The sequence below is a fragment of the Acidobacteriota bacterium genome, from assembly GCA_028875725.1.
In the GTDB taxonomy this organism is placed as follows: domain Bacteria; phylum Acidobacteriota; class Thermoanaerobaculia; order Multivoradales; family Multivoraceae; genus Multivorans.
The window spans coordinates 270,845-297,718 of the sequence record JAPPCR010000015.1 but is presented as its reverse complement, the minus strand read 5'-3'; the positions used below and the strand labels follow the sequence as shown (position 1 = coordinate 297,718).

Sequence of the window (26,874 nt, the reverse complement as noted above, 5' to 3'; positions counted from 1 at the left end):
ACCGTCATGCCGCTTCCCATAGTCGCCGAACAGGCACGGCGTACAAGCGGTCGCCGAAACTCGTACTGATCTCGCCGTCATAGAGCACCACGCCGCGGACGAAGCGCTCGCCCGCTGCACTGGCCAGCTTGCGCAGACCGCTGAAGTCCGCCCGCGTGACCGTGGCGCCGGCCTTGACTTCCACCCCGGCCAGGGACCGGGCGCCGCGCTCGATCACGATGTCCACTTCCGCGCCTTCCTTGTCTCGGAAGTGGAAGAACCTCGTGGATGCGCCATGCCAACTGGCCTGGCGCCGCAGCTCCTGGAACGCGAACGTCTCGAGCAACCGTCCCGCCAGGGTGCGGTCGGCGGCGAGCGACTCGGCGTCCACGCCCAGCAGCGCCGACGCAAGTCCGGTGTCGCCGACGTGCAGCTTGGGCGTCTTGATCAGGCGGCTCAGCCGGTTGCTGTGCCATGGCCGGAGCCGTTCCAGCAGGAACAGTCGCTCCAGAAGCGTGACGTACTCGCCGATCGTGGGACGACTCAGGCTGAACGGCGTCGCCAGACTGCTGAGATTGAACAGTCTGGCCGTTTGCGAGGCAGTCGCGGTGAGGAGCGCCGGCAGGACGTCGAGCGACCGGATGCGCGTCAGGTCGCGAACGTCGCGCTGGATCTGCGCTTCAATGTAGTTGTGGTGCCACTCGGCCTGACGCACAGCGGTTGGACGGCGCAGTGCCGCGGGGAATCCGCCGCCGACGATTCGGTCGAGGAGCTGCTTGCCGAGCCGCTCGGTTCGACGAACCCCGAAGCCGTCGCCGAAGAGGGCGCTCAGGAAGCCAGTGCCGGACCAGGAAGCGCCTCGTGCCGCCGGGTTGGCCAGCTCACGTTGCGTCAGCGGATACAGCGGCACGATCTGCAGGCGACCGGCCAGTGACTCCGACAGTGTCGGCAGGAGCAGCACGTTGGTGGAACCGGTGAGCAGGAAGCGGCCGGGCACCCGGCGACGGTCCACCTCCAACTTGATCGCTTCGAAGAGCGCGGGAACGTGTTGGACCTCGTCCAGAATCACCCGCTCGGGCAGATCCGCGACGAAGCCAGCGGGGTCGGCTCGGGCGCCGCCTCTGACGACTGCATCGTCGAAGCTGATGTAGGCGTAGTCCCGGTGTTCAGGTCCCGAGGCCGGCTGGATGCCGGTCCAGGCCGTGAAGTCCTCTCCCCAGGTCGCGTGATCCGCGGTACAGGCGTACTGGGCGAGGGTCGTCTTGCCGCACTGTCGTGGACCGTGGATCAGCACGACCGGCGAGTCTTCCAGCGCCTCGGCAAGCCGCTGCTCGGCGCCGCGTCGGTAGAAGGTCGGCATCGTCATGCGGCTGATCGTAACGTTGGATCCCGTCTGATTGCAAGGTTTGGTGCCGTCCGTTTGAAGGGTTTTGGCCCGGCCGATTGCAAGGTTGCGGGCCGGTCCATTGCAGGTCTCGCGGCTCCGGTGAGCCGGAAGCGACGAGCACCGACTTGAAGCCGAGCCCGAACCTGCCGATCGACGCCGTGTCCCTCTTGCTCGACAGGTGAGCGAACATGAGGGCCGTGATGCCGTTCTCATCAACCGGCAGGCCGTCGTCCGCGCAGTAGAGGCACCCGCCCCGTGTACCTCGGCTGGCCCAGGTAGGCGTTTCGACTTCCCGATCAGACGACGATCCGACCCATCCGCTCCACGAACCAGAACGCCGCGATGATCCCGGTGGCGTAGATCGGCGCCCGCACGATGAGCTCCGGCAGGACGATGCCGACTCGCTTGACCAGGGCCAGCAGGGCAAGCACGACCGCAACGACGAGGAGCTGCCCGACCTCGACGCCGACGTTGAACAGGAAGAGCGCCAGGGCGATCGCCCGCTGCGGCAGGCCGATCTCGGCCAGGGCGCCGGCGAAGCCGAAGCCGTGCAGCAGGCCGAAGGCGAAGGCGATGAGCCACGGGCTCTTCGTCGTGATCGGCGATCGCTGATCCTCGGGACGCAGCAGCTCGACCGCCAGGAACAGGATGGACAGGGCGATCACCGCCTCGACCGGCGCGGGGGAGATCCTGACGACGTCCAGGGACGAAAGCGCGAGCGTGATGCTGTGGGCGAGGGTGAACGACGTGATCACGCCGACCAGGCGCCAGGGATCGCGGACGTAGAAGAGCAGGCCGATGACGAACAGAATGTGGTCGATGCCGAACACCAGGTGCTCGACGCCGAGCCGGAAGTAGGGCCAGGCGTTGCCGGCGGCCTCCCGGTCCACGGTGACCGAGGGCTCTTCCGGCCGGAGCAGTTGGGTGAGGCTGTCGCCGTTCGTGAAACTGATCCGGAGCAGGACGTCCGTCAGGGTCCGTTCCAGACCGTCGATGCCGAAGGTCTCGCCGTGGAACATGCGGTCCGGGTCGCCGTCCGCCGCCTGGCACTCCACGGTCCAGCGCTCGACCAGGGCGCCGGCCAGGTGCTCCGGTGGGTGCCGGACGGTCTCGGTGCAGTGTTGGGGCAACACCGGGTCGAGCACGAGCAGGAGCGCGCCGCGGCGAGGCTGCTTCCAGAAGACCTCGAAGGTTCCGGGCTCCGCCTCGTTCAGTTCGAAGTAGCCGGGACGGACCTCGTGGGCGTCCGCAGGGACGGCCGCTACGAAGAACCCGGCGAGAGTCGCTACCGCCAGGAGCAGGTGGCCGAAGGGGCGGCTCAGGGCTCGTCTCCGCCTTCGTCCGCGGCGCCGCCCTCCAGCTCGGAGACGAAGTCGACCTCCTCGATCACGACCCGGTACCGCTCTCGCAGGCTTTCGTGCGCGGCCCGGTTCGCGGCGTCGCGGGCGTCGCGCTGGGCGTCGTCCAGCACTCGCCGGCGCACGTCCTCGAACATCGCTGGCTGCGCTTCCGTGCGGACGGAGAGCCGGACGACGTGGTAGCCGTAGGCGGACTCGACCGGTCCCGCCCACTCGCCGATCGGCAGTGTTTCCAGTCCGTCGACGAAGGCACCGCCGAACAGTTCGGCCAGGTCCTCGGCGGTTCGGCGGCCGTACTCGCGGCGCAGCATGAAGGGATCGCCCAACCGCCGCCAGAGCGTGTTCTCGGGCGCGGCGTCAGTGCCCTCGGCGCGAAGCTGTTCGAGGATGTCGGAGGCCGCGCTGGCCGCTTCCTCGTCGCTGCCGCGGCGGTCGGGGCTGACGTAGACGTGGCGGAGCGTAAAGCGCCCCGGTTCCCCGTAGCGTTCCGCGTTCTCCTCGAAGTACTGCCTGAGATCGTCGTCCGCCACCGTGTCCGCGACCGCCGTGTCCTCGATCAGGAAGGACATCTTCTGGGCCAGGCGCCGCCGGACGATCGTGTCGTCCTGGTCGAGACCCATGCGCGCCGCTTCGCGTACCAGGATCTCTTCCCGGACGTGATCGTCGATCAGTGAGTCAAGCTCCGCCACCGTCGGCAGCCGGCCGATCTGCGCGCTCCAGAGGTCTGCCAGCCGGATCGCCTGCGCCCGGTTGACGACGACCGTTCGGCTTTCCGCGTCGAAGACCCCGCCGGCCATGCGGTCGAGCGCGAACACCCCGACACCGATCACCAGGAACACGAACAGGGGATCGCGAACGAATCGTCGGAGTCGCGACTCAGGCATGAGCGGGCAATACTACGCTCTCGGCGTCGAAAGCCACGAAAGCTGAGGGAAGGAGCATCGTGATGACCAAGAGGATAGTCACTCAGAATGTCGAATGTCGGTGCGCCGGTCTTCTGGCCGGCTGCCGCCGCAGGCGGCCAGGCAGACGTGCCGGCTTCCGGCCGGCATCGACTTTTCTCATCACCACCTCCCTCCTCCTCCCGATGATGCCCGCTGTCGCCCAGCCCGCCGCCGAGCCGCAGAAAGTCCTCTTCGACTGCGACATCGGTTCGGACATCGATGACGCCTACGCCCTGGCTCTGCTGCTGGCGAGTCCGGAGATCGAACTCGTTGGCATCACCGTCGGTCATGCCCGCACGCCGGATCGCGCGCCGCTCGCTCTGCGCATGTTGTGGGAGACGGGGCGCGACCACATCCCGGTCTACGTCGGCCGGGAGACGCCCCTGGTCACGCTGCGCGACGGCAAGCCCCATGAGCAGTTCGCCGAAGCGCCGTACAACCGGCAGTTCCACTGGGCGCGCGGCTTCGACGAGCTGCAGCCGCGGGCGCAACCGGCCGCGGAGTTCATCGTGGAAACCCTCGCGGCCAATCCAGGCGAGATCACGCTGCTCACCGTCGGCCCGGTGACCAACGTCGGCGACGCGCTGGAACTCGATCCGGACATGCTGAAGAACGCGAAGCGGATCGTCTCGATGTACGGGTCGATCCGCTCCGGCTACGACGGCGGCGACGCCCAGCGGGAGTGGAACGTCCTCGCGGACGCCGCCTCGTCGCGCATCTTCGACATCGGCGTGCAGGCCGGCGGCACGGACGTCGTCTACATCCCGCTCGACGTGACGGACCACGTCCGCCTCGACGCCGACCGGCGACTCCACCTGCACATGCGAGGTACCCCGTTGACCGATGCGGTGACGGCTCTCTACTCCCTTTGGCGGAACGAGGAGCGGAACCAGACCACGCCGCGCCTGTTCGACGCCGTCGCCGTCGGCTACCTCCTGTGGCCCGACCTTTTCGGCGTCGAACACGGTCGCGTTACCGTCGACGAGCGCAGCATGACCCTGTTCGAGTCCGGCGCCGAGCCGGCCTCAACGGTCGCGCTGGAGATCGACGACGACGGGTTCATCGAGCGGATGATGCTTCGCTTCCTGGAGCAGAACCTCCGGCGGTAAAGACTGGGTGCGCGGGTCTTCTGGCCCGCTGCCGCCGCAGGCGGCTGGAAGAACGTGCCGGTCAACGTCCGGCTCCTCATTTACAGTGCCGCCAGCAAGTCCCCCAACTGCTCAAGGCTCGCCAGGTTGTGGACCGGCAGGAAGTCGTCGATGTGGGGGAGAGCCGCCACGATGCCTCGGGTCAGCGGCTGATAGTCCGGTGACCCCAGCAACGGGTTGAGCCAGATGAGACGGTGGCAGCTCCGGTGGAGGCGCTCCATCTCCTTGCCGAGGAGGTCGACGTCGCCGCGGTCCCAGCCGTCGCTGATGATGAGCACGGCGGCGCCCTGGCCGAGGAGCCGCCGGCCCCAGACGAAGTTGAACTCGCGCAGGGATTCGCCGGTGCGGGTACCGCCGCCCCAGTCCTCGATGCGCTGGGCGGCGGCCTGAAGAGCCCGGTCGACGTCGCGTTCGGTGAGTTCGTGGGTCAGGCGCGTGAGGCGGGTGCCGAAGGCGAACGCTTCCACCCTGGAAACGCCCGGATCGGCGGACCGGGGGTGAGAGACGGCATAGATGAAGTGGAGGAGCAGCCGCGAGTAAGGCTCCATCGAGCCTGAGATGTCGCAGATGACGACCAGGGGCCGGCGGCGGTGCTTGCGGTCGCGGCCGACGAGGTCGATCAGCTCACCGCCGTGCGCGAGGTTGCGGCGCAGCGTGCGCCGCAGGTCGAGGCGATGTCCGCCGCGGCTGGGCCGCAACCGCCGTGTGCGGCGCGTCTCGAGTTCCCAGTGCATCGTCGCCATCAGGCGCTTGATGTCGTCGAGTTCGTCGCCTTCGAGTTCAGCGAAGTCCTTGCTGCGCAACGCCTCACGGGCGCTGTAGAACTGCGTGCGTGCCGTGCGGTCCTGGTCGTCGGGACGTTTGCTCTCGCCATCGTTGTCGCTCAAGGCCAGCTTCTGGATCGCGGCCCGTTTCGTCCGTTCCGTCCGGCGCTGGATCATCAGGCCGAGTTCGAGCTGCTCCAGTTCCCGCGGATCGCGCGCCTGCCAGAAGAGCTCGAACGCCTTGTCGAACCACGGCAGATCGCGTCGCCGGCTGACGAGGACCGCCCGGGCGGCCGCCTTCACGTCGCGCTTGCGGGCCAGGTCGACGAGTTCCAGCGCGGCCACCCAGTCGCGCAACTGGGTCGGCGTCACGTCGAGGCTGCCTACACGCAGCAGGCGGCCGAACAGGACGATGTTGCGGAGCAGGTGGCCGCGCGTCGCGGCCGCCTCAGCCATGGTCGCCGAGGGTCAGTTCAACCGCCGAGAAGGTGGCTAGTAGAGTCGTGCCACCCGTAAACCCACGGAGAGCGAGATGACCGAGAGGCCCCTGCGACTTCTGACTGCCGCCCTGGCATTCGCTGTGCTGCTTGCGCCGACTTCCGCCGCCGCGCAGTTGCCCCCGGACACGCAGGTCGATGTGGCGGAAGCCGGGGCCGCGACGACTTCCGCCGGCAGCGGTCGGCGCGTATCGGGCGAGACCTTCCATGACGCGCTGCGTTCGGGTGGGAACGGTCCGGAGATGGTGGTGATTCCGGCGGGCGGTTTTCGTATGGGCTGCGTGTCGGGTGTGCGTTGTGGGGACGGCGAGCTGCCGGTGCACCAGGTGACGATCCCGCAGGCTTTCGCGGTGTCGAAGCACGAGGTGACGTTCGCGCAGTGGGAGGCTTGCGTGTCGGCCGGCGGTTGCAGTCATCGTCCGGACGATGAGGGCTGGGGTCGCGGCAATCGTCCGGTGGTGAACGTGTCCTGGGATGACGCTCAGCAGTACGTGAGTTGGCTGTCTTCCCAGACGGGAGCGGAGTACCGTTTGCTGAGCGAGTCGGAGTGGGAGTATGCGGCCCGCGCTGGTACGTCGACGGCTTACAGTTGGGGGAACGAGATCGGTTCGGGTCGTGCGAACTGCAGTGGTTGCGGGAGCCGATGGGATTGGGAAGGGACGGCTCCCGTGGGTTCGTTTGGCGCGAACGGGTTGGGTCTTCACGACATGCACGGGAACGTGGTCGAGTGGGTGCAGGACTGCTGGAATGGTAGCTACAGGGGTGCGCCCTCGGACGGGAGCGCCTGGCAGTCGGGCGATTGTTCCCGCCGCGTCTTGCGCGGCAGTTCCTGGTACGGCTATCCGAGGTTCCTCCGCTCCGCGAACCGCAACAGGTACACCGCCGGCAACCGCTTCCGCAACAACGGTATCCGAGTAGCCCGGACGCTGACCCCCTGAGCCCGCACGCTCAGAAGCCTGAGCCGACGGGGACGCGGGCGCACCCGGTGCTCGGTCACCGGCGTAGCCGGTTCCTGCCGTGCCAGCTACTCTGACCGGCTCTTCCGTAGCAGCCTCCGCACCGCCTCGTCATCGATCTTGTCGAGGTCGTCCTGGTACTTGAGCAGCACACCCAGGGTGTCGCGCAGGATGGCGTCGGAGAGCGTCTCCTGGTCGAGAGCAATGAGCGCGTTCGTCCAGTCCAGCGTTTCGGCGACGCCGGGATGCTTGAACAGGTCTTCCTCGCGGATCGCCTGGACCAGGCGGACGATCTCGGCGGCGAAGTGCTCGGGCGCCTCGGGGACGCGGCGGAGCACGATCTGCACTTCCTTCTCGTAGTCCGGGAAGTCGATCCAGTGGTAGAGGCAGCGGCGCTTCAGCGCGTCGTGGACCTCGCGGGTGCGGTTCGAGGTGACGACGGCGACCGGGGGCGTTTCGGCGGCGACGGTGCCGATCTCCGGGATCGTGATCTGGAAGTCGGCCAGGATCTCGAGCAGGTAGGCCTCGAACTCCTCGTCGGCGCGGTCCAACTCATCGATCAGCAGCACGGGTGGCGCCTGACCTCTGCGGCTCTGCCGGACCGCCCGCAGGAGGGGCCGTTCGAGCAGGAAGTCGGAGGAGAAGACGTCGTCGACCGCGGTGCGGGCGTCGCCGCCGCCGGCCGCTTCCAGGCCGCGCAGGTGGAGCAACTGGCGGCGGTAGTTCCACTCGTAGACGGCGGTCGAGACGTCGAGACCCTCGTAGCACTGGAGCCGGATCAGCTCCGAGCCGAGGCAGCGCGAGAGGGCCTTGGCGACCTCGGTCTTGCCGACACCGGGCTCGCCTTCCAGGAAGATCGGCTTGCCCATACGGAGCGACAGGTAGATCGCGGTGGCGAGGTCGCGCTCGGCGATGTAGTCCTCGGCGCGCAGCGCCGCGATGACCGCGTCGACGTCGGGGAAGCCCCCGTCGCGCGGTTCCGGCGAGCGCTGGAAGTCGGGGGAGACGGTCATTACAGGTCGATGATCGCTTCGATCTCGTCTGGCAGCGGCTTCGGTTTCGACAGCAGGGAGATGCCGAAGAAGAGCGTCAGCGACAGCAGCAGCGAGATGGCGCCGCCGTGGATGCCGTGGGGCACCTGGATCTCCCTGATCTCGATGAAGAAGTTGACCGCCAGGCTGGAGATGATGGCGACGTTCGCCGCGAGCGCGGTCGCCCGTTTCCAATTGAAGCCGATCGCCACGGTGGGCACGAGCGCCGCTGCGAACGTTCCCCAGCCGAAGGTGCCGAGCAGGGCGACCAGGTCCTCCTTGGAGAGACTCACGAACAGCGCCGCGCCGACGGCCAGGGCGAGCGTCGCCGTGCGCGCCCAGAACAGCTCCTTCTTGAGCGGCTTGCCGGTAATCGCCTTGGGAATGTCATGGATGATCGCCGCCGCGCCGATGTTCAGGAAACCGTCGGCGGTCGACATGATCGCCGCGAAGAGGGCGGCGAAGACGATGCCGGCCAGGATCGGATGCGCGTAGGCTTGGAGGAAGGCGTAGGCTGCGTCATCGGGCTGGCCGAGTTCGGGGTGGTCTCCGCCGACTACGAGCGCTCGCATCGCGAAGCCGATCGCGATCCACAGGAGCGCCGCGAGAACGCCGGCGACCGCGCTGACAAGGAAGATCTGCTTGAACTGCCGGATCCGCTTGTTCATCATCAGTTTGGTGACGATGTGCGGCTGTCCGCAGGCGCCGGCCACGAACAGGAAGTAGTACGACAGCGCCCCCATGATGCCCAGGGTGCCCCAAGGTCCGATCGCCTCCGGATCGTCGTTCACCAGGGTCATGGCGCCGCCGGCGAGGCCGCCGTCGACGGCGTTGACCGCCGCGATGACCACGAGCACTCCGGCGACCGCCATCACGGCGCCCTGGACGACATCGGTGTAGACGCCGGCGATGATGCCGCCGGTCACGCAGTAGAAGACGAGGACGGCGACGGAGATCGCCATCGAGGCGCCCAGGCTCACATGGGGCATGCCGTCGACGCTGTTCAGGATTTCCTGCAGCACGACCGCCATCGCCATGATCTGCGCCGCCAGGTAGCCGACGACGCCGAGGATGATCGCCACGGCGGTCAGGAACCGGGTGACCTCGCTCTGGTAGCGGAGGGCGACCGTGTCGGGCAGGGATACCGTCTGGTACACCTCCGAGAAGATGCGCAGCCGCTTCGCCACCAGGAAGAACGTGAAGCAGCTCGCGACCGTGCCGCAGACGATCATCCACACGGACGTCATGCCCTGGCTGTAGACGAGCCCCGGGCCGCCGACGAAGCCGAAGCCGGAGAGCGTGCTCGAGAAGAGGGCGAAGGCGGTGACGATGATCCCGAGCTCGCGGCCGGCCATGAAGAAGTCCTGGGACGACTTCGTGCGCCTGAGCGCCCAGATGCCGACGCCGATGCATAGCGCGAAGTAGATGAGCAGGCAGGTCAGGACGACCGCGTTGCGACTCTCCTCCATCAGCCGCCCTCCACTTCTCTCTGACCCTCTGTCTCCCTGAGTCGCTGCGCCGCGGCGAGTTCCGTTACCTTCCGTTCGTCCTCCTCGGTGAAGAACCAGCGGTCGAAGATGCGCATGTAGACGACCATGAGGTACACGGGGAAGGGCCACACCGCGTAGAACACCCACGCCGTTGGCCTGGGGAAGCCCAGGAACAGGGTGTGCGTCTCCTCGACCGAGTAGCGCTGGTAGGAGAACACCAGAGCAGTGAAGATCGCCGCCAGGACCAGGGTGCCGAAGACCAGGGGCTGCTTCGCAGGTCCCAGGGAGGCGCCGCCCTCGCGCCGCCGTTCCATGCCCATCGCCAGGCAGCCGCCGAAGAAGAGCACCTGGAAGAGGACGAAGGCCCAGCCGATCCAGAGCGTCGTCGCGTGACGCTCTGCGCCCGGGCCGCCCTGGCGCATCGTGGCGAAGCGATCGTGCTCGAAGCCGCTGCTGCTCACAACCTGCTCGGTCGAGCCGTCCTGTACGACGACTTCCGTTGGCGCGACGAACGCCGCGCCGACGGCGAGGCACATCCCGATCAGCGTGAGGAAGACGAACCAGTGGAGTTTCATGAAGGGCGTACTTGCGCTGGGGAAAGCTGCGGCAGCCTACCCCAGCCGCGCGGCGCTCGGGGAACCGCGTTGCTATGGTCCCCCGCCATGGACGGTGAGGCGGCAGGAAGCCAGAAGCCGCTTGCCCGCCTGTTCGCGTACATGCGCCTCGCCCCCGGCGCCTACGTCCTGGGCGGGATACTCACGCTCGTCTACGCGACCTTCTTTCAGCTCATCCCGCTGTCCATCCGGCGTATCGTCGCCGCCTTCGAGAACGCCCCGGACGAGGTCGGCCGGGCGATCCTCGGGCTGGTCGCCGCCTCGCTCTGCCTGGCTCTGGCGCGGCTGTTCTCGCGCACCGTCATGTTCAACATCGGCCGGCAGATCGAGTTCCGCATTCGCAACGACTACTTCGTCCATCTCCAGAGCCTGCCGCAGTCCTTCTACCTCGCTCACCGCACCGGCGACCTCATGTCGCGGGCCGTGAACGACATCAACAGCATCCGGATGTTCCTGGGGATGGGTCTGTTGAACCTGCTGCAAACGCCGGTGCTGTTCGCGGGCGCCATGATCGTGCTGCTGCCGGTGGACGCCACGCTGACGCTCTGGGCGCTGGCGCCCTTCCCGCTTTTCGTCCTGATCACGCGCCACTACAGCCGCTACATGTTCCAGGCCAACCTGGCCGGCCAGGAGCAGCTCGGCAAGGTCTCCACGGTCGTGCAGGAGAACGCTTCGGGCGCGCTGGTGGTCAAGGCCTACGACCTGTCCAACCTGGAGCGCGACCGCTTCGAGGACCAGAACCAGGAGCTCTTCCGGCGGATGATGAAAGTCGGGGTCATGCAGACGACGATGTTCGCCAGCGTCGGCCTGGTGCCGTCCCTGTCGGCCGCCGTCGTTCTGTGGCTGGGCGGCCAGCGGGTACAGGCAGGCCTGCTGGGGGCCGAGGACCTGTGGCTGTTCTGGGGTCTGATCGCCATGCTGACGTTCCCGACGATGATGCTGGGCTTCGTTGTGTCGATCACGCAGCGTGGCCTCGCGGCGCTGGAGCGGCTGGGCTCCGTTCTGGACATCGTGCCGTCGATTCGTGATCGCGAGGATGTCGCCGCGGTTTCGGAGATCAAGGGACGCGTCGAGTTCCGCAACCTCACGTTCACCTATCCGGGGAGCTACGTGCCGGCGCTCAAGGGCGTCGATCTGACCGTGGAGGCCGGCAGCACGGTCGGCATCGTGGGACCGGTCGGGTCGGGCAAGACGACGCTCGTCAGCCTGGTGCCGAGGTTGCTCGAGATCGACGACGGCGCGATCCTGATCGATGACGTGGACCTCAACCGGATGCCGGTCCGCCTGCTGCGTTCGAGCATCGCGATGGTGCCGCAGGACAGCTTCCTGTTCTCCATCCCGGTGGCCGAGAACATCCGCTACGGCGTACCCGATGCCCACATCTCGGAGGTGAGGCGGGCGGCCGCGCGGGCCCAGGTCGAGCGGGAGATCGAGGAGTTCGAGGACGGTTTCGACACCGTCGTCGGCGAACGCGGCGTTACCCTGTCGGGCGGCCAGCGCCAACGGGTCGCCCTGGCGCGGGCGATGATCCTGCGTCCGTCGATCCTCATCCTGGACGATTCCCTCTCGAGCGTCGACCACGGCACCGAAGAGGCGATTCTGGGCGACCTTGAGGGCCGGCGGCGGGGCCGCACCTGCTTCATCGTGGCACACCGGATCTCGGCCGTACGGCACGCGGATCAGATCGTCGTGCTCGAGAACGGGCGGATCACCGAGCGCGGGACCCACCGCGAGCTCGTCGAGCTGGGCGGCTTCTACGCCCGCCTGCACCATCGTCAGGAGCTGCTGTCGGAACTCGAGGTTGGCGATCGTGGCGCGGCGCTGCCCGAGCCGGCCGCTGGCGTTCCTGCCCCGGCCGCTGCGGACCAGCAGCGGTTGCCCCTGGGGGAGCCGTCGTGAGCGAGGAGCGGAGCGAGTCCGCCCAACTCGGCCGCGAGCGGGATCTGGGCAAGGTCTACGACACGGAGCTGATCAAGCGACTCTGGCCGTTCATGCGGCCGTATCGCGGCTGGATCGGGCTCAACTTCGCGTTGATTCCGCCGCGCGCCGTCCTCGAACTGATGCCGGCGCTGGTCGTGGGCGCCGCGCTGAACTACCTGACCGAGGGGGTGACGACGACCGAGGTGGGTTGGATGGCGCCCTTCGTCGTGCCGCGCCTGGGACTCGGACCCCTGGCCTGGATGTTCGGGCTGGTGTTCGGCATCTCGATCGTCACGTTGATCATGGACTGGCTGCGAGCCTTCACGATGATCTCCCTCGGCCAGCGCACGGTCCGCGACGTCCGCAGGACGCTGTTCGATCACGTCCAGCGGCTGCCGATGCGCTTCTTCGATCGCTACCCGGTCGGCCGCCTCGTGACGCGGCTCACGAACGACCTGGAGCACCTGGCGGAGATGTTCTCGGCTGGCGTCATCGCGATGGTGGCCGACGTGTTCGTCATGGTCGTCATCCTCACCATGCTGTTCGCGATCGACCCGCGGCTGGCGCTGGCGGCATTGGCCCTGGTACCGGTCCTGGGCATCGCGGCGGCGATCTTCCGCTACAAGGTACGGGAGGCCTACCGGGAGGTGCGGGTCAAGATCGCGCGCCTCAACGCCCACCTGCAGGAGACGATCTCCGGCATGAAGGTGGTCCAGTTGTTCGCCCGCGAGCGGCGCAACTTCGAGGACTTCAGGCGCGAGAACGCCTCTCACCGCGACTCCTGGCTGCGCTCGATCCGCTACGACGCGCTGCTGTTTTCGACCGTCGACCTGGCGACGAACCTGACCCGGGCGCTGGTCTTCTGGTTCGGCTTCAGGCTGGCGGGCGCGGACGGGATCACTCTGGGCACGATCTACGTGTTCACCGACTACATGGCTCGTTTCTTCCGCCCGCTGATGGACCTGTCGGCGAAGTACTCCGTCATGCAGTCGTCCATGGCGAGCGCCGAGCGAGTGTTCCAGTTGCTGGACGAACCTCGGGAACCGGAGGGCAAGGTCGAGACGCCGGCCGCGGCCGCGGCTGCGGCGGCGGCGGAGCCGGGAGCGCAACCGGCTGGCTGCGAGGTGGAGTTCGACGGCGTCACCTTCGCCTACGGCGCGGAGACCGTGTTGCGCGACGTCTCCTTCCGGGTCGGCGCCGGCGAGCGGGTGGCGATCGTCGGCCACACGGGCTCCGGCAAGACGACGACGCTCAAGCTGCTGGCGCGTCTCTACGAGCTGCAGGAGGGATCGATCCGGGTCGACGGCAGGGACATCCGGGATATCCCGAAGCCGGAACTGCGGCGGCGGATGGCGTTCGTGCTCCAGGACGTCTTCCTGTTCGACGGCGACCTGCGCTACAACATCGTCCTCGGCCGCGACGTGGCCGAGGATGTGGTCGACGAGGCGGCACGCGCCACCCACGTCGACGACCTGATCGAGCGGCTGCCGAACGGCTGGGCGCACAAGGTCAGCGAGCGCGGCGTCAACTTCTCGACCGGCCAGCGTCAACTGCTCTCCTTCGCCCGCGCCCTCGCCCGAGAACCGCAGCTCCTGCTGCTCGACGAGGCGACCTCCAGCGTCGACACCGAGACCGAGGCGTTGATCCAGGACGCCCTCCGCCACCTGATGGAAGGCAAGACCTCGATCGTCGTCGCCCACCGCCTGTCGACGATCAAGGACGTCGACCGCATCTACGTCTTCCATCACGGCGCCATCTGCGAACACGGCAACCACGACGAACTCCTCGACCGCCGCGGCGTGTACTGGCGCCTCTACCAGTTGCAGTACGCGCAGCAGGAGACGGCGGCGTAGCCTTCCGATGGCATCCACTCAACAGACGGAAGAGCGGCGGCACGTTCGGTTCGAACCCGACGAAAAGCCTCCGCGAGCGCTCGGCCTCGGGCTCGGGGTGCAGCTCGCGATGCTGGCCGTCCCGAGCATCGTGCTCGGCCCGACGATCATGATCACCCTCGCGGGCGAAAGCGACGCCTACCTTTCCTGGGCGGTCGGGGCCGCGCTGGGCATCAGCGGGATCACCACTGTGGTCCAGGCCCTGGGCGTCGGGCGCATCGGCGCCCGCTATGTGCTGCTCATGGGCAGCAGCAGCGCGTTCATCGCCATCTGCATCGCGGCACTGGAGCAGGGCGGTCCCAGCCTGCTGGCGACGCTGGTCGTCATCTCGTCCCTGTTCCAGTTCGTCCTCGCCGCCAAGCTGTCCCTGTTGCGCAGGATCTTCACGCCGACGGTCGCCGGCACCGTGCTCATGTTGATACCCGTGACGCTGGCGCCGGTCATCCTGCGCAAGCTGGCCGACGTGCCCGAAGGCGCGGCGCCGGCGGCCGCGCCTGCGGTCGCGGGCGGTACGCTGCTCGTCATCACCCTGATGGCGCTCCGTTCGTCCGGTGCGTGGCGGCTATGGGCGCCTGCCATCGGGATCGTGACCGGCTGCGCGATCGGGGGGCTGGCCTTCGGCATTTACGACACGGCGGGCGTGCGCGAAGCGGCCTGGATCGGCTTGCCGCGGTTCGCCTATCCCGGGTTCGACTTCGGCTTCGGGCCTGAGTTCTGGGCCCTCCTGCCGGCGTTCGTGATGCTGACCCTGGTCGGCGCCATGGACACGCTCGGCGACAGCATCGCCATTCAGCGGGCGTCCTGGCGCAAGCCGCGGGCGATCGACTTCCGCTCGATTCAGGGAGCGATGTCGGCCGATGGCGTCGGCAACCTGCTGTCGGGCCTGGCGGGCACGGTGCCGAACACGACGTACGCGACGGGTATCGCGATCGTCGAGCTCACGGGCGTGGCGGCGCGTTCCGTCGGCGTCTCCGTCGGCGTCATCTTCGTCGGGCTCGCCTTCATCCCGAAGTTCATGGCGGCTCTCATCGCGATCCCGGGCCCGGTGGTGGCCGCCTACTACCTGGTGCTCGTTGCGCTTCTCTTCATCTTCGGCGTCAAGATCCTCATGCACGAAGGCCTCGACTACCGGAGGGGTCTCGTGGTGGGCGTGGCGTTCTGGCTCGGCGTCGCCTTTCAGCTCGACTGGATCTTCCCTGAGTACTTTCAGGGGCCGTGGAGCGAGTTGCTCGGCAACGGCATGACCGTCGGTGGAGCGACCGTGATCGCCCTGACCCTGTTCGAGGAACTGACCGGGCCGCGCCGCCGACGCCTCAAGGTCCCGCTGAACGCCGGCGCGTATCGGAAGGTCGACGCCTTTCTGGCCCGAGTCGGGGAGCGCGGTCGATGGCCCGAGGAGATGGTCGAGCGGGTCCGGGCGGTGGGGGAGGAGACCCTGCTGCTGCTGATCCGGCAGGACGACCAGCGAACGGCCGGCGACGAGCGGGACCTGCTGCTGATCGGTCACGGGGACCGGGAAGAGGCGGTGCTGGAGTTCGTGGCCGCGACCGACGCGACGAACCTCGAGGACCAACTGGCGGTGCTCGGCGAGCCGGCGGCGGGCGGACCGGTGGAGGAAGAGGTCTCGCTGCGACTGCTGCGCCACTACGCGTCGTCCGTCCGGCACCACCAGTACCACGACACCGACGTGGTCACGGTTCGGGTGACGGCAACGCAGGCGCGGTGAGTTCCGGGTGGCGCTATCGCGGCCGCGACTGGTGCTCGGGCGCCTCGATCTCCGTTTGCAGTCCCGCGTCGCCCTGATCCGCCATCCACGCCTGTAGCTGCTTGTGCAGCGTTTCGATCGTCTCCCTGTGCGCCGGGTCGGCCGCCAGGTTCGTCAACTCGTGCGGGTCCGCCTCCAGGTCGAAGAACTCGAACTCCGGCCGGTGCTGGTAGCGCTCGTAGAGCGCCTGTGCCGCCGGATCCGTTTCGGCGGCGTCCCGCCACGAGAAGTAGAAGCCGTCGCGGTTCTCCTCCGTGACCAGGTTCGTGAAGCGGTTCTCGTGGGCGATGTTCCAGATCAGCTTGTAGCGCTCGTCGCGGACGGAGCGGATGGGGTAGGGCTCCAGGTTGGCGATGATGCCGGTCGTCGTCTGGATGCCGTAGACCACGTCGCGGTGCTTCGGACCGGGCTCGAGCAGCAGGTCGAGCATGCTCCGGCCTTCGATCTCGGGCGGCACGGCGCCTCCGGCTGCCTCGATCCAGGTCGGCAGCAGGTCGTTGATCTGGAGCAGCGCGGCTGAGGTCTGGCCGGCCGGAATCCTGCGAGCCCAGCGGGCGACAAGCGAGGTGCGGATACCCGCTTCGTACAGTGTCCACTTGGCCAGGGGGCCGCTGATCCCCTGCTCGCTGTAGAACATGGTCAGCGTGTTCTCGTGCGCGGCATGCTCCCGGAGCAGGTCGAGGACCTGGCCGAGCTGGCCGTCCATGAAGGTGATCTCGGCGTAGTAGCGGGTCAGCGCCTCGCGGGTTTCCGGCGTGTCGACGAAGTAGGGCGGCAGTTCGAGGGACGCCGCCTCGTACCGGGACGGATCACCCTTGCTCCAGGGCTGGTGAGGTTCCGTCGAGGCGACGATCAGCGCGAACGGCTGCTCCCCGTCGCGGCCGATGAACTCGCCGATCCGCTCAGGATCGAGGTCGCGCCCCGCGACCTTCTCGAACGGGTAGACGTCTTCCGGCGCCACGTGTGACTTGCCGGCCAGGCCGACCCGGTAACCGAGGCCTGTCAGGTAGTGGACGACGCTCTTCGTGCCGGGCTTCGCCTTGGCGTGGTTCGGGTAGGCGCCGCTCCGCACCGGGTACTGGCCGGTGTAAAGCATGTGCCGGGTAGGCGAGCACATCGCGGTTGCCGTGTACATGTGGGTGAAGGTCGTCCCCTGCTCTGTCAGGCGATCGAGGTTCGGTGTGTGAACCTGCGGGTTGCCCAGCGCGCCGGCGTCGCTGAACGTCATGTCGTCGGCGATGAACAGCAGGATGTTCGGCCGGTGGGCGGGCGGCGTCCATCGGTTGGCGGCGGGGGTCGGCGGCCGCCAGGCGCCGGCGGTGCGGATCGCTCCCGGTTTGGAGGCGAGCAGGGAGTCGATCGCCTCGACGCGGGCGGCGTCCTCCTGCGCGAGGTTCGCCGGATCGAGCGGCGACTGCTCGCTCGGGTCGGCGGCGACGTCGAACAGGCGACCGTTGTCGTAGCGCTTGAAGCGTTGGTCGAAGGCATAGCGCGCCGGAGGGCCCGCGTACCAGCGCGACTCGTAGTGGATGAACAGGGCATCGCGGTCGAGCGCCGGGCCGCCCTTGAGCATCGGCAGCAGGCTCTCGCCGTCGACGGCGAGGCCCGGCGGCAGCCGGGCGCCGGCCGCTTCGACCAGGGTCGGGAACACGTCGCCGACGTCGACCAGGGTGTCGTTCACCTGCCCGGTCGGGATCGTGCCCGGCCACCAGGCCAGGTAAGGCACATGGCTTCCCGTCTGCAGCGACCGTCCCTTGCCGCCGGGGACCTCCCGGCCGTCGCGGACCGACGTGATCCGGGTCGAGGTGCCGTTGTCGCCGATGAACAGCACCAGCGTGTTCCGGTCGAGTTCGTGCTCCACGAGTCTCGCCCGGACGCGGCCCACCAGGTGGTCCATGTAGGCGACCATCGCCGCGAACCGCTCCTGGTTCGACTCCGCGTCCCGGTCGTGCGGCGTCGTCACGAACGGATCGTGGGGCAGCGCCATCGGGTAGTAGATGAAGAGCGGCTCGCGGGTCGCGGGATCCGCCGCCGCGTGCTGGTCGATCGCCTCGAGGACGAAGTCATTGGTGAGGTCCGGCCCGAAGACGTCCTCGCCCCAGGTCTCCTTGCGATCGTTCGTCACCAGCGTCGGCCCCCAGTAACGCGAACCGCGACCCTCCCGCCTGAGCTGCCACAGCCGGTGCTCGTCGAAGCCCGCCTGCTGCGGCGAGGCGCCCTCGTGGACCATGTAGAGGTTGTTCGTCAACTGCCACTTGCCCGAGATCACCGTCCGGTAGCCCGCCTGCGCCAGCACGTGGGCGAAGGTCACATCGGCCGGGTCGAGATACATGAACTCCCGGTAGTTCCGGTAGTTGTGCAGCCCGGTCATCAGCTTGACCCTGGTCGGCGTGCACAGCGGCTGCGAGTGCCCGTTCTCGAACCGCACGCCCTCCGCGGCGATACGGTCGAGTTCCGGCGTCTCGTAGGACGTCCCGCCGTACGTGCCGAGCGCCTCGACGCCGAGGTCGTCGGCGAGGATGACGATGATGTTGGGTTGGGAGGCTGGTTGGGCGAACGTCGCACTGGTCGTCGAAAGCAGGGCCAGGTGGACGAGCAGGACGATTGAGAGACGGGACTTGGCGTGCATGGGCGTCAAGTTAGCAGCCGACCGGCACTGGTCCGACGCTCGTTGACGGGCGGAGCGCCTAGGCATAGGCTCGGCATATGCCGAATGTTGACGAACGAGCGGAACCAGTAGTAGCGCGTGTAGCACGCCTGTTCCGCAACGGTCGGAATCAGGCCCTGAGAATCCCCCGGGAGTTCGAACTGGACGCCGACGAAGTGACCATTCACCGCGAGGCGCGGCGCCTGATCATCGAACCGATCGATCGGAAACCCTCGATCGCCGAGGTGCTCGCTGGGCTCGAACCCCTCGAGGAGGACTTTCCCGAGATTGAGGACCCTCCGACCAAGCCGGAAGATCTCCTCTGATTCAGTCGGGCCGTGTTGCGGTACCTGCTGGACACGAACGCCGTGTCCCAACTGATTCGACGGCCCGACGGTCAGGTCGCTCAGCGAGTCGCGGCACTCGAGCCCGGTAGCTTCGCCATCAACGTGATCGTGGCGGCCGAGCTCCGGTACGGTGCTGAGCGTCGCGGGTCTTCGCGACTCACACGACAGTTGGAGGCTGTCTTGTCGGCCATTGACGTCTTGCCGCTCGAGGAACCCGTCGACCGCCACTACGGTGAGATCCGGAGCGAACTCGAAGGATCAGGTCGGCCGATCGGCTTCAATGACCTGCTGATCGCCGCGCACGCAAGGGCGCTTGGCCTGACTCTGGTGACGAACAACGTCGGCGAGTTTCGGCGTGTGAGCGGACTCTCGGTGGAGGACTGGCAGTGAGGGAGCCTGCGGCTACGGGGCCCGATCAGGCGCCCGGCGGCTGCGCCGGATGGCCGCGGCAATCGCCAGCACCACGGCCAACGCGAGGCAGAGCAGGAGCGCGGACGCCTTCGACCGGGTGAACAGCGACGCGATCGCCACCTGCTCCGCGGAAACGTCCGGGTAACGAGTCAGCATGACGATGATCTGGACGTTTTCGAGAAGATCGAGCGCTCCCGCCACCAGGGGCAGCCAGGCCAGCCTCCAGGCCCGTTCCGTTGGCCGGAACCGGAAGACAAACCCGGCAAGGAAGCTGGCATAGACGAGCGGCAGCAACGTGTCCAACGTCGCTGCGGACCATGCGTACACTCGTCGCCCCTGGTCGCCGTAGCTTTCCATCTCGGCGATGACCTCCTGGTGCGTGTAGCCCGCCTTTACATCGAGCATTTCGCCTCCGATGGGCAGCGCCGGGAACACCGCGAACAGGAGAACGAGGGTCGTTGCCAGCGTGAGGCCGAGAACGAGAGTTGCGCTGACGAAGTCGAGATATGCCCTCATGGTTGCCTCTCCCTGTATCGATTCCGAGAGACCAGCCGCCCGACTCCGAGCTTTCAGGCAACCACGGATCGCCGGCCGAACACCGCGGCGCCCACGATCAGGATCGCCGCTGCGGCGTAGGGCAGCGCCAGCAGGCGGATCGCCACCGGCACGTGCGCCATCGAGTGGGCAGAGAAGACGACGTACCACGCGGGAACGCACCAGCCGGCGGCGAGAACGCCGAGCCAGCGCCAGGGCTCTTCCAGGGAACGTCGCCGCTTCAGGACGAGGACCGTCGCGGCGATCAGGGTCAGTGCCGCACCGCCGATCAGGATGAGAGCGACCGCGGTCGAGCCGAAGCCAACGGTGCCCAGGTTGTTTCCGACCCGTTCGAGGAACCTCTCCATGGTCGGCCGGGAGGCGTAGAAGACGTCGATATCGGGATGGATCGAGCTGCGGGGCGCTCCGTAGAGCCGGTGCGTGAGTTGATCCCAGAACTTGAACAGCACCGGCTCCCTGAACACGAACTCGGCGATGACGACGCGGAGCAGGAAGACGGCGGAGAGAGAGCCGACGTAGGCGCCGCCGCAGCGCAGGTAGAGGGCGGGCCACCAGTTCCGGGCGACCGCGACCGTGGCGTGGACGGGGGGCGGCGCCGTGGAGAGGGCGAGGAGCACGCAGACCAGGCCGATCAGGGCGCTGCCAAAGAGGAGCTCGTGGTAGGCGATCGCGGCGCCGAAGCCAGCGAAGAGGAGGACCTGGCGTCCTGGTTTCCAGTTGGCGATCCCGAAGGCCGGCACCGCGACGAGCAGGGCGAGAGTCAGGAGGTTGGAGGCACCGGTGGTGAAGCTCCCCGCGCGACGGTCCAGGTCGAGGAACAGGAACAGGCAGAGGAAGAGGGCGGCGAGGGCGGTTGCCTGGAAGAGGTGCTCGCGCCAGTGTTTCGGGTTGCCGGCGCCCTCTCGGGAACCGCTTTCGGGTTCGCGCCTGGTGAAGAGCAGGACCGTGCGTCCCAGCGCGCCGACGAACCCGAGCCCGAGCAGGCCGAACGTCAGCATGCGCAGCGTTCGTCTCAGGCCGTCGACGCCGAGCGGCGGCAGCAGCCACTGCAGCATCACCCGTTGGCCGGCCCAGTACTGGTGGTAGAAGACGGTCAGGTAGTCCGAGTCGTCGACCGCGCCCAGGCTCAGGCGCTGCTCGAGGGCGTCGCAGGGGCGCTGGGGCCGGGTGTAGCGGTAGACGCGCCGGGGCGAGACGGTGCGTTCGCCGAGCGTGCCGCCGCGGTCGAGCGCCATCAGGCTCAGCAGGCAGTCGTTGAAGCGCTCGGCGGAGTCCTCGAGAGTGCGTTCCGGGTGCTCGTACGAGGCCCGGAGAGCGTCGGCAACGGGCTCTGGGTCGGCGGTAGCCGCGAGCCAGTTGAGGCTGAGGAAGGAGGCTGTGGCGACGATCGTCACCGCGGCTACCAGGACGGCGGCTCGCAAGCCTCCGAGGCGCTGCTCACCCGCGGCCGCGGCGGGCGCCCAGAGCAGCGTTTGGAGGATCCGGAGACCGTCCCGAAAGGCGTGCAGTTTGCTTCGCGACCCTGGCGGGCGCGCGAAGTAGGGGCACTCGATTTCGTCCCAGGCCATTCCCGCCGACGCGGCGAATAGGGTCATCTCGGTCTCGACCTCGAAGCCGTCGGAGTGGGCGGGGAAGGCGTCGACGTACCGGCGGGAGAAGGCACGGTACCCGGAGAGCAGGTCGCGGACGGCTCGGTGGCAGCGCCACCGGGCGAGCAGGCTGAAGAGGCGGTTGCCAAGGCGCCGGATCGGCGTGTAGGCGCCTGGCTCCGTGCTCCGGCGGACCGCCACGACCATGTCCAGGTAGCGCCCGGCCAGGGTGGACACGAGACGCCCGGCGCTGCCGGCGTCGTAGGTGCCGTCACCGTCGGCGATCAGGAAGACGTCGGCGTCCACCTCGCGGAACAGGCGGCGGACGGCCCGGCCCTTGCCGCGTTCCTCCTCGACGAGGACCTCGGCGCCGGCCCTACGGGCGGCCTCGGCGGTGGCATCTTCCGATCCGTTGTCGCAGACGTAGATCGACGCCTCGGGCAGGGCAGTGTGAAACTGGCCAACCACGCTCCCGATCGTCGCCTCCTCGTTGAGGCATGGCAGCAGGACGGCGACTCGCCCGGCGGGCCTCGTCGCCGGAAGCTCGGTGCTGGATCGTGCGGGGCTCACATCGCGCCGTTGCGTCAGGGTGCGTCGCTGCGGCCCCCCGTTGCGGCTGCCCCTTCTTCGGTTGGCGGCCCGAGCGCGAACAGGTGCTCACTGCCGCGGATGTACAGCCGATCGCCGACGATCGCCGGCGTTGCCCAGACCGACTCGCCGAGCGAGAAGCTGCCGAGCACCTCGTGCTCCCGGCCGGCGCGGAAGAGCGCCGCGTCGCCGTCCGTGTTGACCATCAGGATGCGGCCGCCGCCGCCGACCATGGAGGCCGAGTAGCGGCCGCGGATCGGCAGCCGGCCTCCCTCGTAGACGACTTCGCCGGTGCGGGCGTCGAGGCAGGTGATCACGCCGCCGTCGTTGGTCAGGTAGAGGAGTCCGTCGTAGAGCAGGTTCGAGGGCACGTAGCCGGTGCCCTTGCGGTAGGTCCAAACACGCGGGTCGTCGCCGGTCAGATCGCCGCGACTGGCAAGCGGGATGGCGAAGACGACTTTGCCCGGATACCCGGAGGTGAACACGGCCAGGTGGTCCACCGTCATCGGGATGTGGATCGCGTTGTTCTGAAGGCCGGTGGCCCGCCAGAGTTCGCTGCCGTCCGCCGGGTCGTAGGCGATGACGTACTCGTAGCCGGTGGTCAGCAACTGCTTCTGCCCCTCGTGCTCGACCGGGACGGGTGTTGCCCAGCTCGCCTGCACCGGCCGGTCGCGCTTCCAGACCTCCTCGCCTGTGGCGGCATCGAGTGCGACGATGAAGGAGTCGTCGCCGCTGTCCTCGTCGGCCAAGACGATGAGCAGGCCGTCGTGCAGCACCGGCGAGGTGCCGACGCCGAGGCCGACCGTCTTGATGTCGCCGATGTCGCGCTCCCACACCGGCTCGCCATCGACCGTGTACGCGTAGACGCCTTCCGAACCGAAGTAGGCGTAGACCCGCTCACCGTCGGTGACCGGGGTGGGCGAGGCGTAGGAGGAATCGGAGTGACGGTCGTCGTAGACGCGTCCGGCGTAGGCCGTGTGGGACCAGAGCAGGTCGCCCTGTTCGGCGTCCAGGGCGATCACCCTCATCGTGTGGTGGCGGTTTCCGTCGACCGATTGCGGGTGCTTGAAGGGCTGGCCCCCGAAGCTGTGCTCTGGCGGTCCGGCCCCGGGAATCAGGTCGCCCACGATGGCGGTGGTCAGGAACACCCTGCCGTCCGAGATTACGGGCGACGAGTGACCGCGGCCCTCGATCTTCGCCTTCCAGAGGAGGTGGCGGTCCAGGTCGAGGTCGGCTGCCGGGCCGGGGCCGGAACGGGCGATGCCGCTGCCGTCGGTACCGCGGAAACCGGGCCAGTCGTTCGATTCGGCCGCAATCGCGGGCGCTGCTGCGAAGGTTGCGGCGAGGAGGAGGTGGAGGCTCTTCGACACGGGATTCTCCTGAACGTTACGGGGTCTTGATCGGGTCGGCTGGACGGCCGGGCAGCGTCCGTGGATCCTCGGCCAGCTTCTCGAGCAGGAGCTCGACGGCTTTCGCGAGTTGCGGGTCGCGCCCCTCGAGGATGTCCCGGGGCAGGTTCGTGACCTCGATGTCCGGGTCGACGCCGTAGCCCTCGATCACCCAGTTGCCCTCCGGGTCGGCGGAGCCGGCCTCGGGCACGTTGACCGAGCCGCCGTCGATGAGCGGCGCCCGGCCGTAGATGCCGACCACGCCGCCCCAGCTCCTCTTGCCGACGATGGCCCCTAAGCCCGCGCGGCGGAACTGGTACGCGAACTGGTCGCCGTCCGAGGCGGTGTCCTCGTCGATCACGCAGACGAGGTGACCGTGGAAGACGCCCCCGGGCGAGGTGTCGACGGAATCCCGGTTGCGCTCGAAGTCGAGCATCAGCGTCTCGCGCCGCAGGCGTTCGATGATCATGGGCGACACGTTGCCGCCGCCGTTCGAGCGGACGTCGACGACCATGGCGTCCTTGCGGACCTGGCCGTAGTACCACTTGATCCACTCCCGGATGCCGCTCGCCGACATGTCGGGGATGTGGAGGTAGCCGATCCGACCGCCGCCGAGCTCCTCGACGATCCTGCGGCTCCGTTCGGTCCAGGCGAGATAGATCAGCGCGTCCTCGCTCGCGATCGGATCGACGAGGACGTTCCTCGCCTCGCCGCGGTCGGGGCTCGAACCGACGGTCAGTTCCAGCGATCCCCGCCCGGCCTCGCGCAGAAGCTGGAACGGATTCGTGTCCGGGGTCAGCTCGCGGCCCTGGATCGCGAACAGGTAGTCGCCCGCGTCGATGCCGACGCCGATCTCGGTCAGCGGCGAGCGGTAGCGTGGCTCCTCGTTCTGGCCTTCGAAGATGCGGGCGATCCGGTAGCGGCCGGCGTCCTCGTCGAGCTCGAAGCGGGCGCCGAGCAGGGCGGCGCGTGGCCGGTCCGGTGCCTCGTAGTCGCCGCCGCTGACGTAGGCGTGGGAGACGTTGAGCTCGGCGACCATCTCGCTCATCAGGTAGTTCAGGTCACTGCGATGGCCGACGTGGGCGAGCAGGGGGCGGTACTGCTCGCGCAGCGCTTCCCAGTCGTAACCGTGCATGTTCGGGGCGTAGAAGAAGTCCCGGAACCGCCGCCACACCTCGTCGAAGATCTGGACCCACTCGTCGGCCGGCACGCGGTCGATGGTCAGGCCGGCGAGGGAGATGGTCTTCGCCTCGCCGCCGCCAACGTCGAGGAGCCGGAAGCTGCCGCGTTCGCTGACCAGCAGTTTCCTGCGGTCGCCGGAGAGGACCAGACCGCCGATGCCCTTGGCCAGGCTCTTGCTCTCTCGCGCCTTCAGGTCGTACGAGAAGACCTCGGTCTGCACGTCGGAGGAGCGGCCCAGGTAGCCGGCGCCCCCGCGCACGTAGAGCAGTTTGCCTTCGGCCGCGCCCAGGCCGAAGTAGTTGTCCGCGTCGACCGGGACGCGGGCCACGCGCCCTGCGATGCCGTCGAGGTCGATCCGGTCGCCGTCCTTTCCGTCGTCCTCGATGTCGTCTTCTTCGTCGTCGCTGTCGGCGTCGCTTTCGTGCTCCTTGCCGCCGTCGCCGTCCTCCTCGCCTTCCGCGTCGTCGTCTTCCTCTTCTTCCTCGATCTCGACTTCGTCGCTCCGCGGCGGGAAGGGATGGGCCGTGTCCTCGCGCAGGGCGAGCGCGTAGATGTACGTCTCGCGATCCGCGGCATAGTTGTACTCGAAGCTGCCGATCTGTGGCTGGAACTGCCGGTCGGAGAGGAAGAAGAGGTAGTCGCCGCCCGCGCCGAAGACGGGAAAAAAGTCATTCCACATCTCGGACGTCACGCGGGTGAGCGTCCGGTTCTCGACCTCGAACAGGTGGATCGAGCCGAACTCGTTCGGGTCGCCGAGTTCGACTGCCAGGTAGTCCCCTTTCGGCGACCAGTCGTAGCTGGTGCCGAAGGGCCGGGAGTCGTCGGCGACCTCGATGACCTCCCGCGGCCCGGTCGCGGCGCCGTCGCCCGTCCGGTCGCCTGCCTCGACGATGCCGAGCCGTCCCTGCTGGTCGATGAAGGCGATGCGGTCGCTGCCGGGCGACCAGAGCAGGTTGTTGTAGTGGCGGCCGACGCTGCCTTCGGTGAGTTGCACCGGTTCGCTGCTGCCGTCCTGGTCCACCACCCAGATCTCGGTTTCTCCGCTGCGGTCGGAGGTGAAGGCGATCCGCCGGCCGTCGGGCGACCAGGCGGGGTCGCGGTCGTTGGCGCCCGAGCTGTGGGTCAGGTTGCGGGTCGGTCCGTGCTCGACCGGCACGCTGAAGATGTCGCCGCGGGCGGAGAAGGCGGCGCGCTTCGCCTTCGGGCTGAGCGAGTAGCCGGAGACCCGGTTTGACGCCGAGACCCTGCTTGGCCGGCGGGCGAGCTGGTCCGTCGGTACGTGCACGGGGACGGCCCTCGCGCTGCCGGAGGCGGTGTCGAAGATCTCGAGCGAGCCGGCCTTCTCGTAGACGATGCGCCGGTTCGCCTTGTCCGCGCTGGGCCAGCGTACGTCCCAGCGGTCCTCTTCGGTGAGTTGCTCGATGTCGCCCGAGGCCGTGTCGTAGGCGTAGAGGTTCAGGGTGCCGTCGCGGTCGGACGAGAAGTAGATGGTGTCGCCGATCCACATCGGGTCGCGGTCGGAGCGCTTGTGGTTCGTGACCTGGATCGACTCCAGACTCTCGATGTCGAGGATCCAGAGGTCCTGCGCCCAGCCTCCCTCGTAGCGCTTCCAGTGCCGGAAGTCCCGCGTCACCGGCGAGTAGACGACGCGCTTGCCGTCGGGCGAGAGATCGCCGCCGCCCGACTCGGGCATCGGCAGCGCCCGCGGCAGCCCGCCGGAGACGTCGACCAGGAAGAGCTTCGTGTCGCCGAGGTCCCAGCCGTCGCGAAGCGACCGGAACAGCACGGACTCGCCGTCCGGCGACCAGCCGTAGACCTGGTAGTCGTAGCCCCAGCGCGGCGCCAGCGGCCCGGCGGCGGGGTAGAAGGTCAGCTGTCGTGGCGCGCCGCCGGCCGCCGGCACGACGTACACCTGTTCGTCGCCGTCGTACTGGCCGGTGAAGGCGATCCACTGGCCGTCCGGCGAGAACTTGGCGAACAGTTCCAGGCCCGGGTGCGAGGTGAGGCGGGTCGCCGTGCCGCCGGCTGCAGGCGCGAGCCAGATGTCGCCCGCGTAGGTGAACGCGACTCGATCGCCCGCGAGATCGGGGAATCGCAGGAGCCTGGTCGGCTCGCCGGTTTGGGCGAGGCCCGGCGTCGGGATGGTGGCAAGCGCGAGCAGAGCGACGCCGCATCGAGCCGCGCGCTGGAACTGTCGGGTGACGGTCATGGGAACCTCCGGTCGGGGCGCGTCGCTCCGGGGCGAGCAGCGCCGCGGCATTGTCTCACGTTCACCGGTTGGCCGGGCGGCATCCGGGGGAGGCGCCGGCGCTTCCGCTAAGCTGCCGCCGCTTCGCCAGACAGGTCTACGCGTCCTGGTTGGGCAGGTTGCAGCAGAAGGGGAAACGAGACGCCGGCGACAGGCCGGCCCCAGGGGAGACGG

Annotated in this window: 19 protein-coding genes; 7 read left to right on the top strand and 12 right to left on the bottom strand. The window is 68.2% G+C overall.

Annotation, left to right across the window (positions count from 1 at the left end):
- Positions 1-4: 4 nt before the first annotated feature.
- The 3 genes from OXI49_12805 to OXI49_12795 all read right to left on the bottom strand — a co-directional run bounded on the left by OXI49_12805 (position 5) and on the right by OXI49_12795 (position 3,608).
- A complete protein-coding gene (locus OXI49_12805) occupies positions 5-1,345 on the bottom strand; it encodes an ATP-binding protein (GenBank protein ID MDE2691388.1) in 1,341 nt (446 codons plus the stop codon).
- Between the two features lie 317 nt (positions 1,346-1,662).
- The gene (locus OXI49_12800) at positions 1,663-2,499 is read right to left on the bottom strand and encodes a HupE/UreJ family protein (protein MDE2691387.1); all 837 of its coding nucleotides are present in this window, start codon (positions 2,497-2,499) and stop codon (positions 1,663-1,665) included.
- Between the two features lie 185 nt (positions 2,500-2,684).
- Complete coding sequence (locus tag OXI49_12795) at positions 2,685-3,608, bottom strand: peptidylprolyl isomerase (GenBank protein MDE2691386.1); 924 nt, start codon at positions 3,606-3,608, stop codon at positions 2,685-2,687.
- A 206-nt stretch (positions 3,609-3,814) separates the two neighbouring features.
- Between OXI49_12795 and OXI49_12790 the strand changes: the two genes are divergently transcribed.
- A complete protein-coding gene (locus tag OXI49_12790; protein MDE2691385.1) occupies positions 3,815-4,777 on the top strand; it encodes a nucleoside hydrolase in 963 nt (320 codons plus the stop codon).
- Between the two features lie 80 nt (positions 4,778-4,857).
- Here OXI49_12790 and OXI49_12785 read toward each other — a convergent pair whose 3' ends face one another.
- Positions 4,858-6,036, bottom strand: coding sequence for a VWA domain-containing protein (locus tag OXI49_12785; protein MDE2691384.1), 1,179 nt, complete (start codon positions 6,034-6,036; stop codon positions 4,858-4,860).
- Between the two features lie 76 nt (positions 6,037-6,112).
- Between OXI49_12785 and OXI49_12780 the strand changes: the two genes are divergently transcribed.
- The gene (locus OXI49_12780; protein ID MDE2691383.1) at positions 6,113-7,015 is read left to right on the top strand and encodes a formylglycine-generating enzyme family protein; all 903 of its coding nucleotides are present in this window, start codon (positions 6,113-6,115) and stop codon (positions 7,013-7,015) included.
- Positions 7,016-7,101: 86 nt separating this feature from the next.
- Here the strand turns inward: OXI49_12780 and OXI49_12775 are convergent, their stop codons facing one another.
- Genes OXI49_12775 through OXI49_12765 form a run of 3 tightly spaced genes read right to left on the bottom strand, consistent with a single transcriptional unit; the run spans position 7,102 to position 10,129 of the window.
- Positions 7,102-8,046 (bottom strand): MoxR family ATPase, encoded by a 945-nt coding sequence (locus OXI49_12775; GenBank protein MDE2691382.1) that lies wholly within the window; start codon positions 8,044-8,046, stop codon positions 7,102-7,104.
- The gene (locus OXI49_12770; GenBank protein ID MDE2691381.1) at positions 8,046-9,533 is read right to left on the bottom strand and encodes a hypothetical protein; all 1,488 of its coding nucleotides are present in this window, start codon (positions 9,531-9,533) and stop codon (positions 8,046-8,048) included. Before OXI49_12770 ends, OXI49_12775 begins: the two co-directional genes overlap by 1 nt.
- Positions 9,533-10,129 (bottom strand): hypothetical protein, encoded by a 597-nt coding sequence (locus OXI49_12765; GenBank protein ID MDE2691380.1) that lies wholly within the window; start codon positions 10,127-10,129, stop codon positions 9,533-9,535. Before OXI49_12765 ends, OXI49_12770 begins: the two co-directional genes overlap by 1 nt.
- A gap of 87 nt (positions 10,130-10,216) precedes the next feature.
- Here OXI49_12765 and OXI49_12760 point away from each other — a divergent pair, with 87 nt between their 5' ends.
- From OXI49_12760 to OXI49_12750, 3 genes are read left to right on the top strand one after another with little or no spacing between them, the layout of a single operon-like run.
- On the top strand, positions 10,217-12,067 hold the full coding sequence (locus OXI49_12760) for an ABC transporter ATP-binding protein (protein MDE2691379.1): 1,851 nt from the start codon (positions 10,217-10,219) through the stop codon (positions 12,065-12,067).
- Positions 12,064-13,941 carry an ABC transporter ATP-binding protein gene (locus OXI49_12755; GenBank protein ID MDE2691378.1) on the top strand — a complete coding sequence of 626 codons (1,878 nt, stop codon included), beginning with the start codon at positions 12,064-12,066 and terminating at the stop codon, positions 13,939-13,941. The genes OXI49_12760 and OXI49_12755 overlap by 4 nt, the downstream gene beginning before the upstream one ends.
- Before the next feature lie 7 nt (positions 13,942-13,948).
- Positions 13,949-15,706 carry a purine/pyrimidine permease gene (locus OXI49_12750; GenBank protein MDE2691377.1) on the top strand — a complete coding sequence of 586 codons (1,758 nt, stop codon included), beginning with the start codon at positions 13,949-13,951 and terminating at the stop codon, positions 15,704-15,706.
- A gap of 13 nt (positions 15,707-15,719) precedes the next feature.
- On the opposite strand, the gene OXI49_12745 is transcribed toward OXI49_12750, so the two are convergent.
- Positions 15,720-18,374 (bottom strand): sulfatase-like hydrolase/transferase, encoded by a 2,655-nt coding sequence (locus OXI49_12745; GenBank protein MDE2691376.1) that lies wholly within the window; start codon positions 18,372-18,374, stop codon positions 15,720-15,722.
- A gap of 77 nt (positions 18,375-18,451) precedes the next feature.
- Here OXI49_12745 and OXI49_12740 point away from each other — a divergent pair, with 77 nt between their 5' ends.
- Positions 18,452-18,718 (top strand): AbrB/MazE/SpoVT family DNA-binding domain-containing protein, encoded by a 267-nt coding sequence (locus OXI49_12740; GenBank protein ID MDE2691375.1) that lies wholly within the window; start codon positions 18,452-18,454, stop codon positions 18,716-18,718.
- A 12-nt stretch (positions 18,719-18,730) separates the two neighbouring features.
- Complete coding sequence (locus OXI49_12735) at positions 18,731-19,129, top strand: type II toxin-antitoxin system VapC family toxin (GenBank protein MDE2691374.1); 399 nt, start codon at positions 18,731-18,733, stop codon at positions 19,127-19,129.
- 12 nt (positions 19,130-19,141) lie between these two features.
- On the opposite strand, the gene OXI49_12730 is transcribed toward OXI49_12735, so the two are convergent.
- The 4 genes from OXI49_12730 to OXI49_12715 are packed head-to-tail and all read right to left on the bottom strand — an operon-like array spanning position 19,142 to position 26,661.
- Complete coding sequence (locus tag OXI49_12730) at positions 19,142-19,666, bottom strand: hypothetical protein (GenBank protein ID MDE2691373.1); 525 nt, start codon at positions 19,664-19,666, stop codon at positions 19,142-19,144.
- Positions 19,667-19,719: 53 nt separating this feature from the next.
- Entirely contained in the window at positions 19,720-21,864 is a 2,145-nt protein-coding gene (locus OXI49_12725) for a glycosyltransferase (protein MDE2691372.1), read from the bottom strand.
- A 14-nt stretch (positions 21,865-21,878) separates the two neighbouring features.
- Positions 21,879-23,252, bottom strand: a complete 1,374-nt coding sequence (locus OXI49_12720) for a PQQ-binding-like beta-propeller repeat protein (protein ID MDE2691371.1) — start codon at positions 23,250-23,252, stop codon at positions 21,879-21,881.
- 16 nt (positions 23,253-23,268) lie between these two features.
- On the bottom strand, positions 23,269-26,661 hold the full coding sequence (locus OXI49_12715; GenBank protein MDE2691370.1) for a S41 family peptidase: 3,393 nt from the start codon (positions 26,659-26,661) through the stop codon (positions 23,269-23,271).
- Between the last annotated feature and the right edge of the window lie 213 nt (positions 26,662-26,874).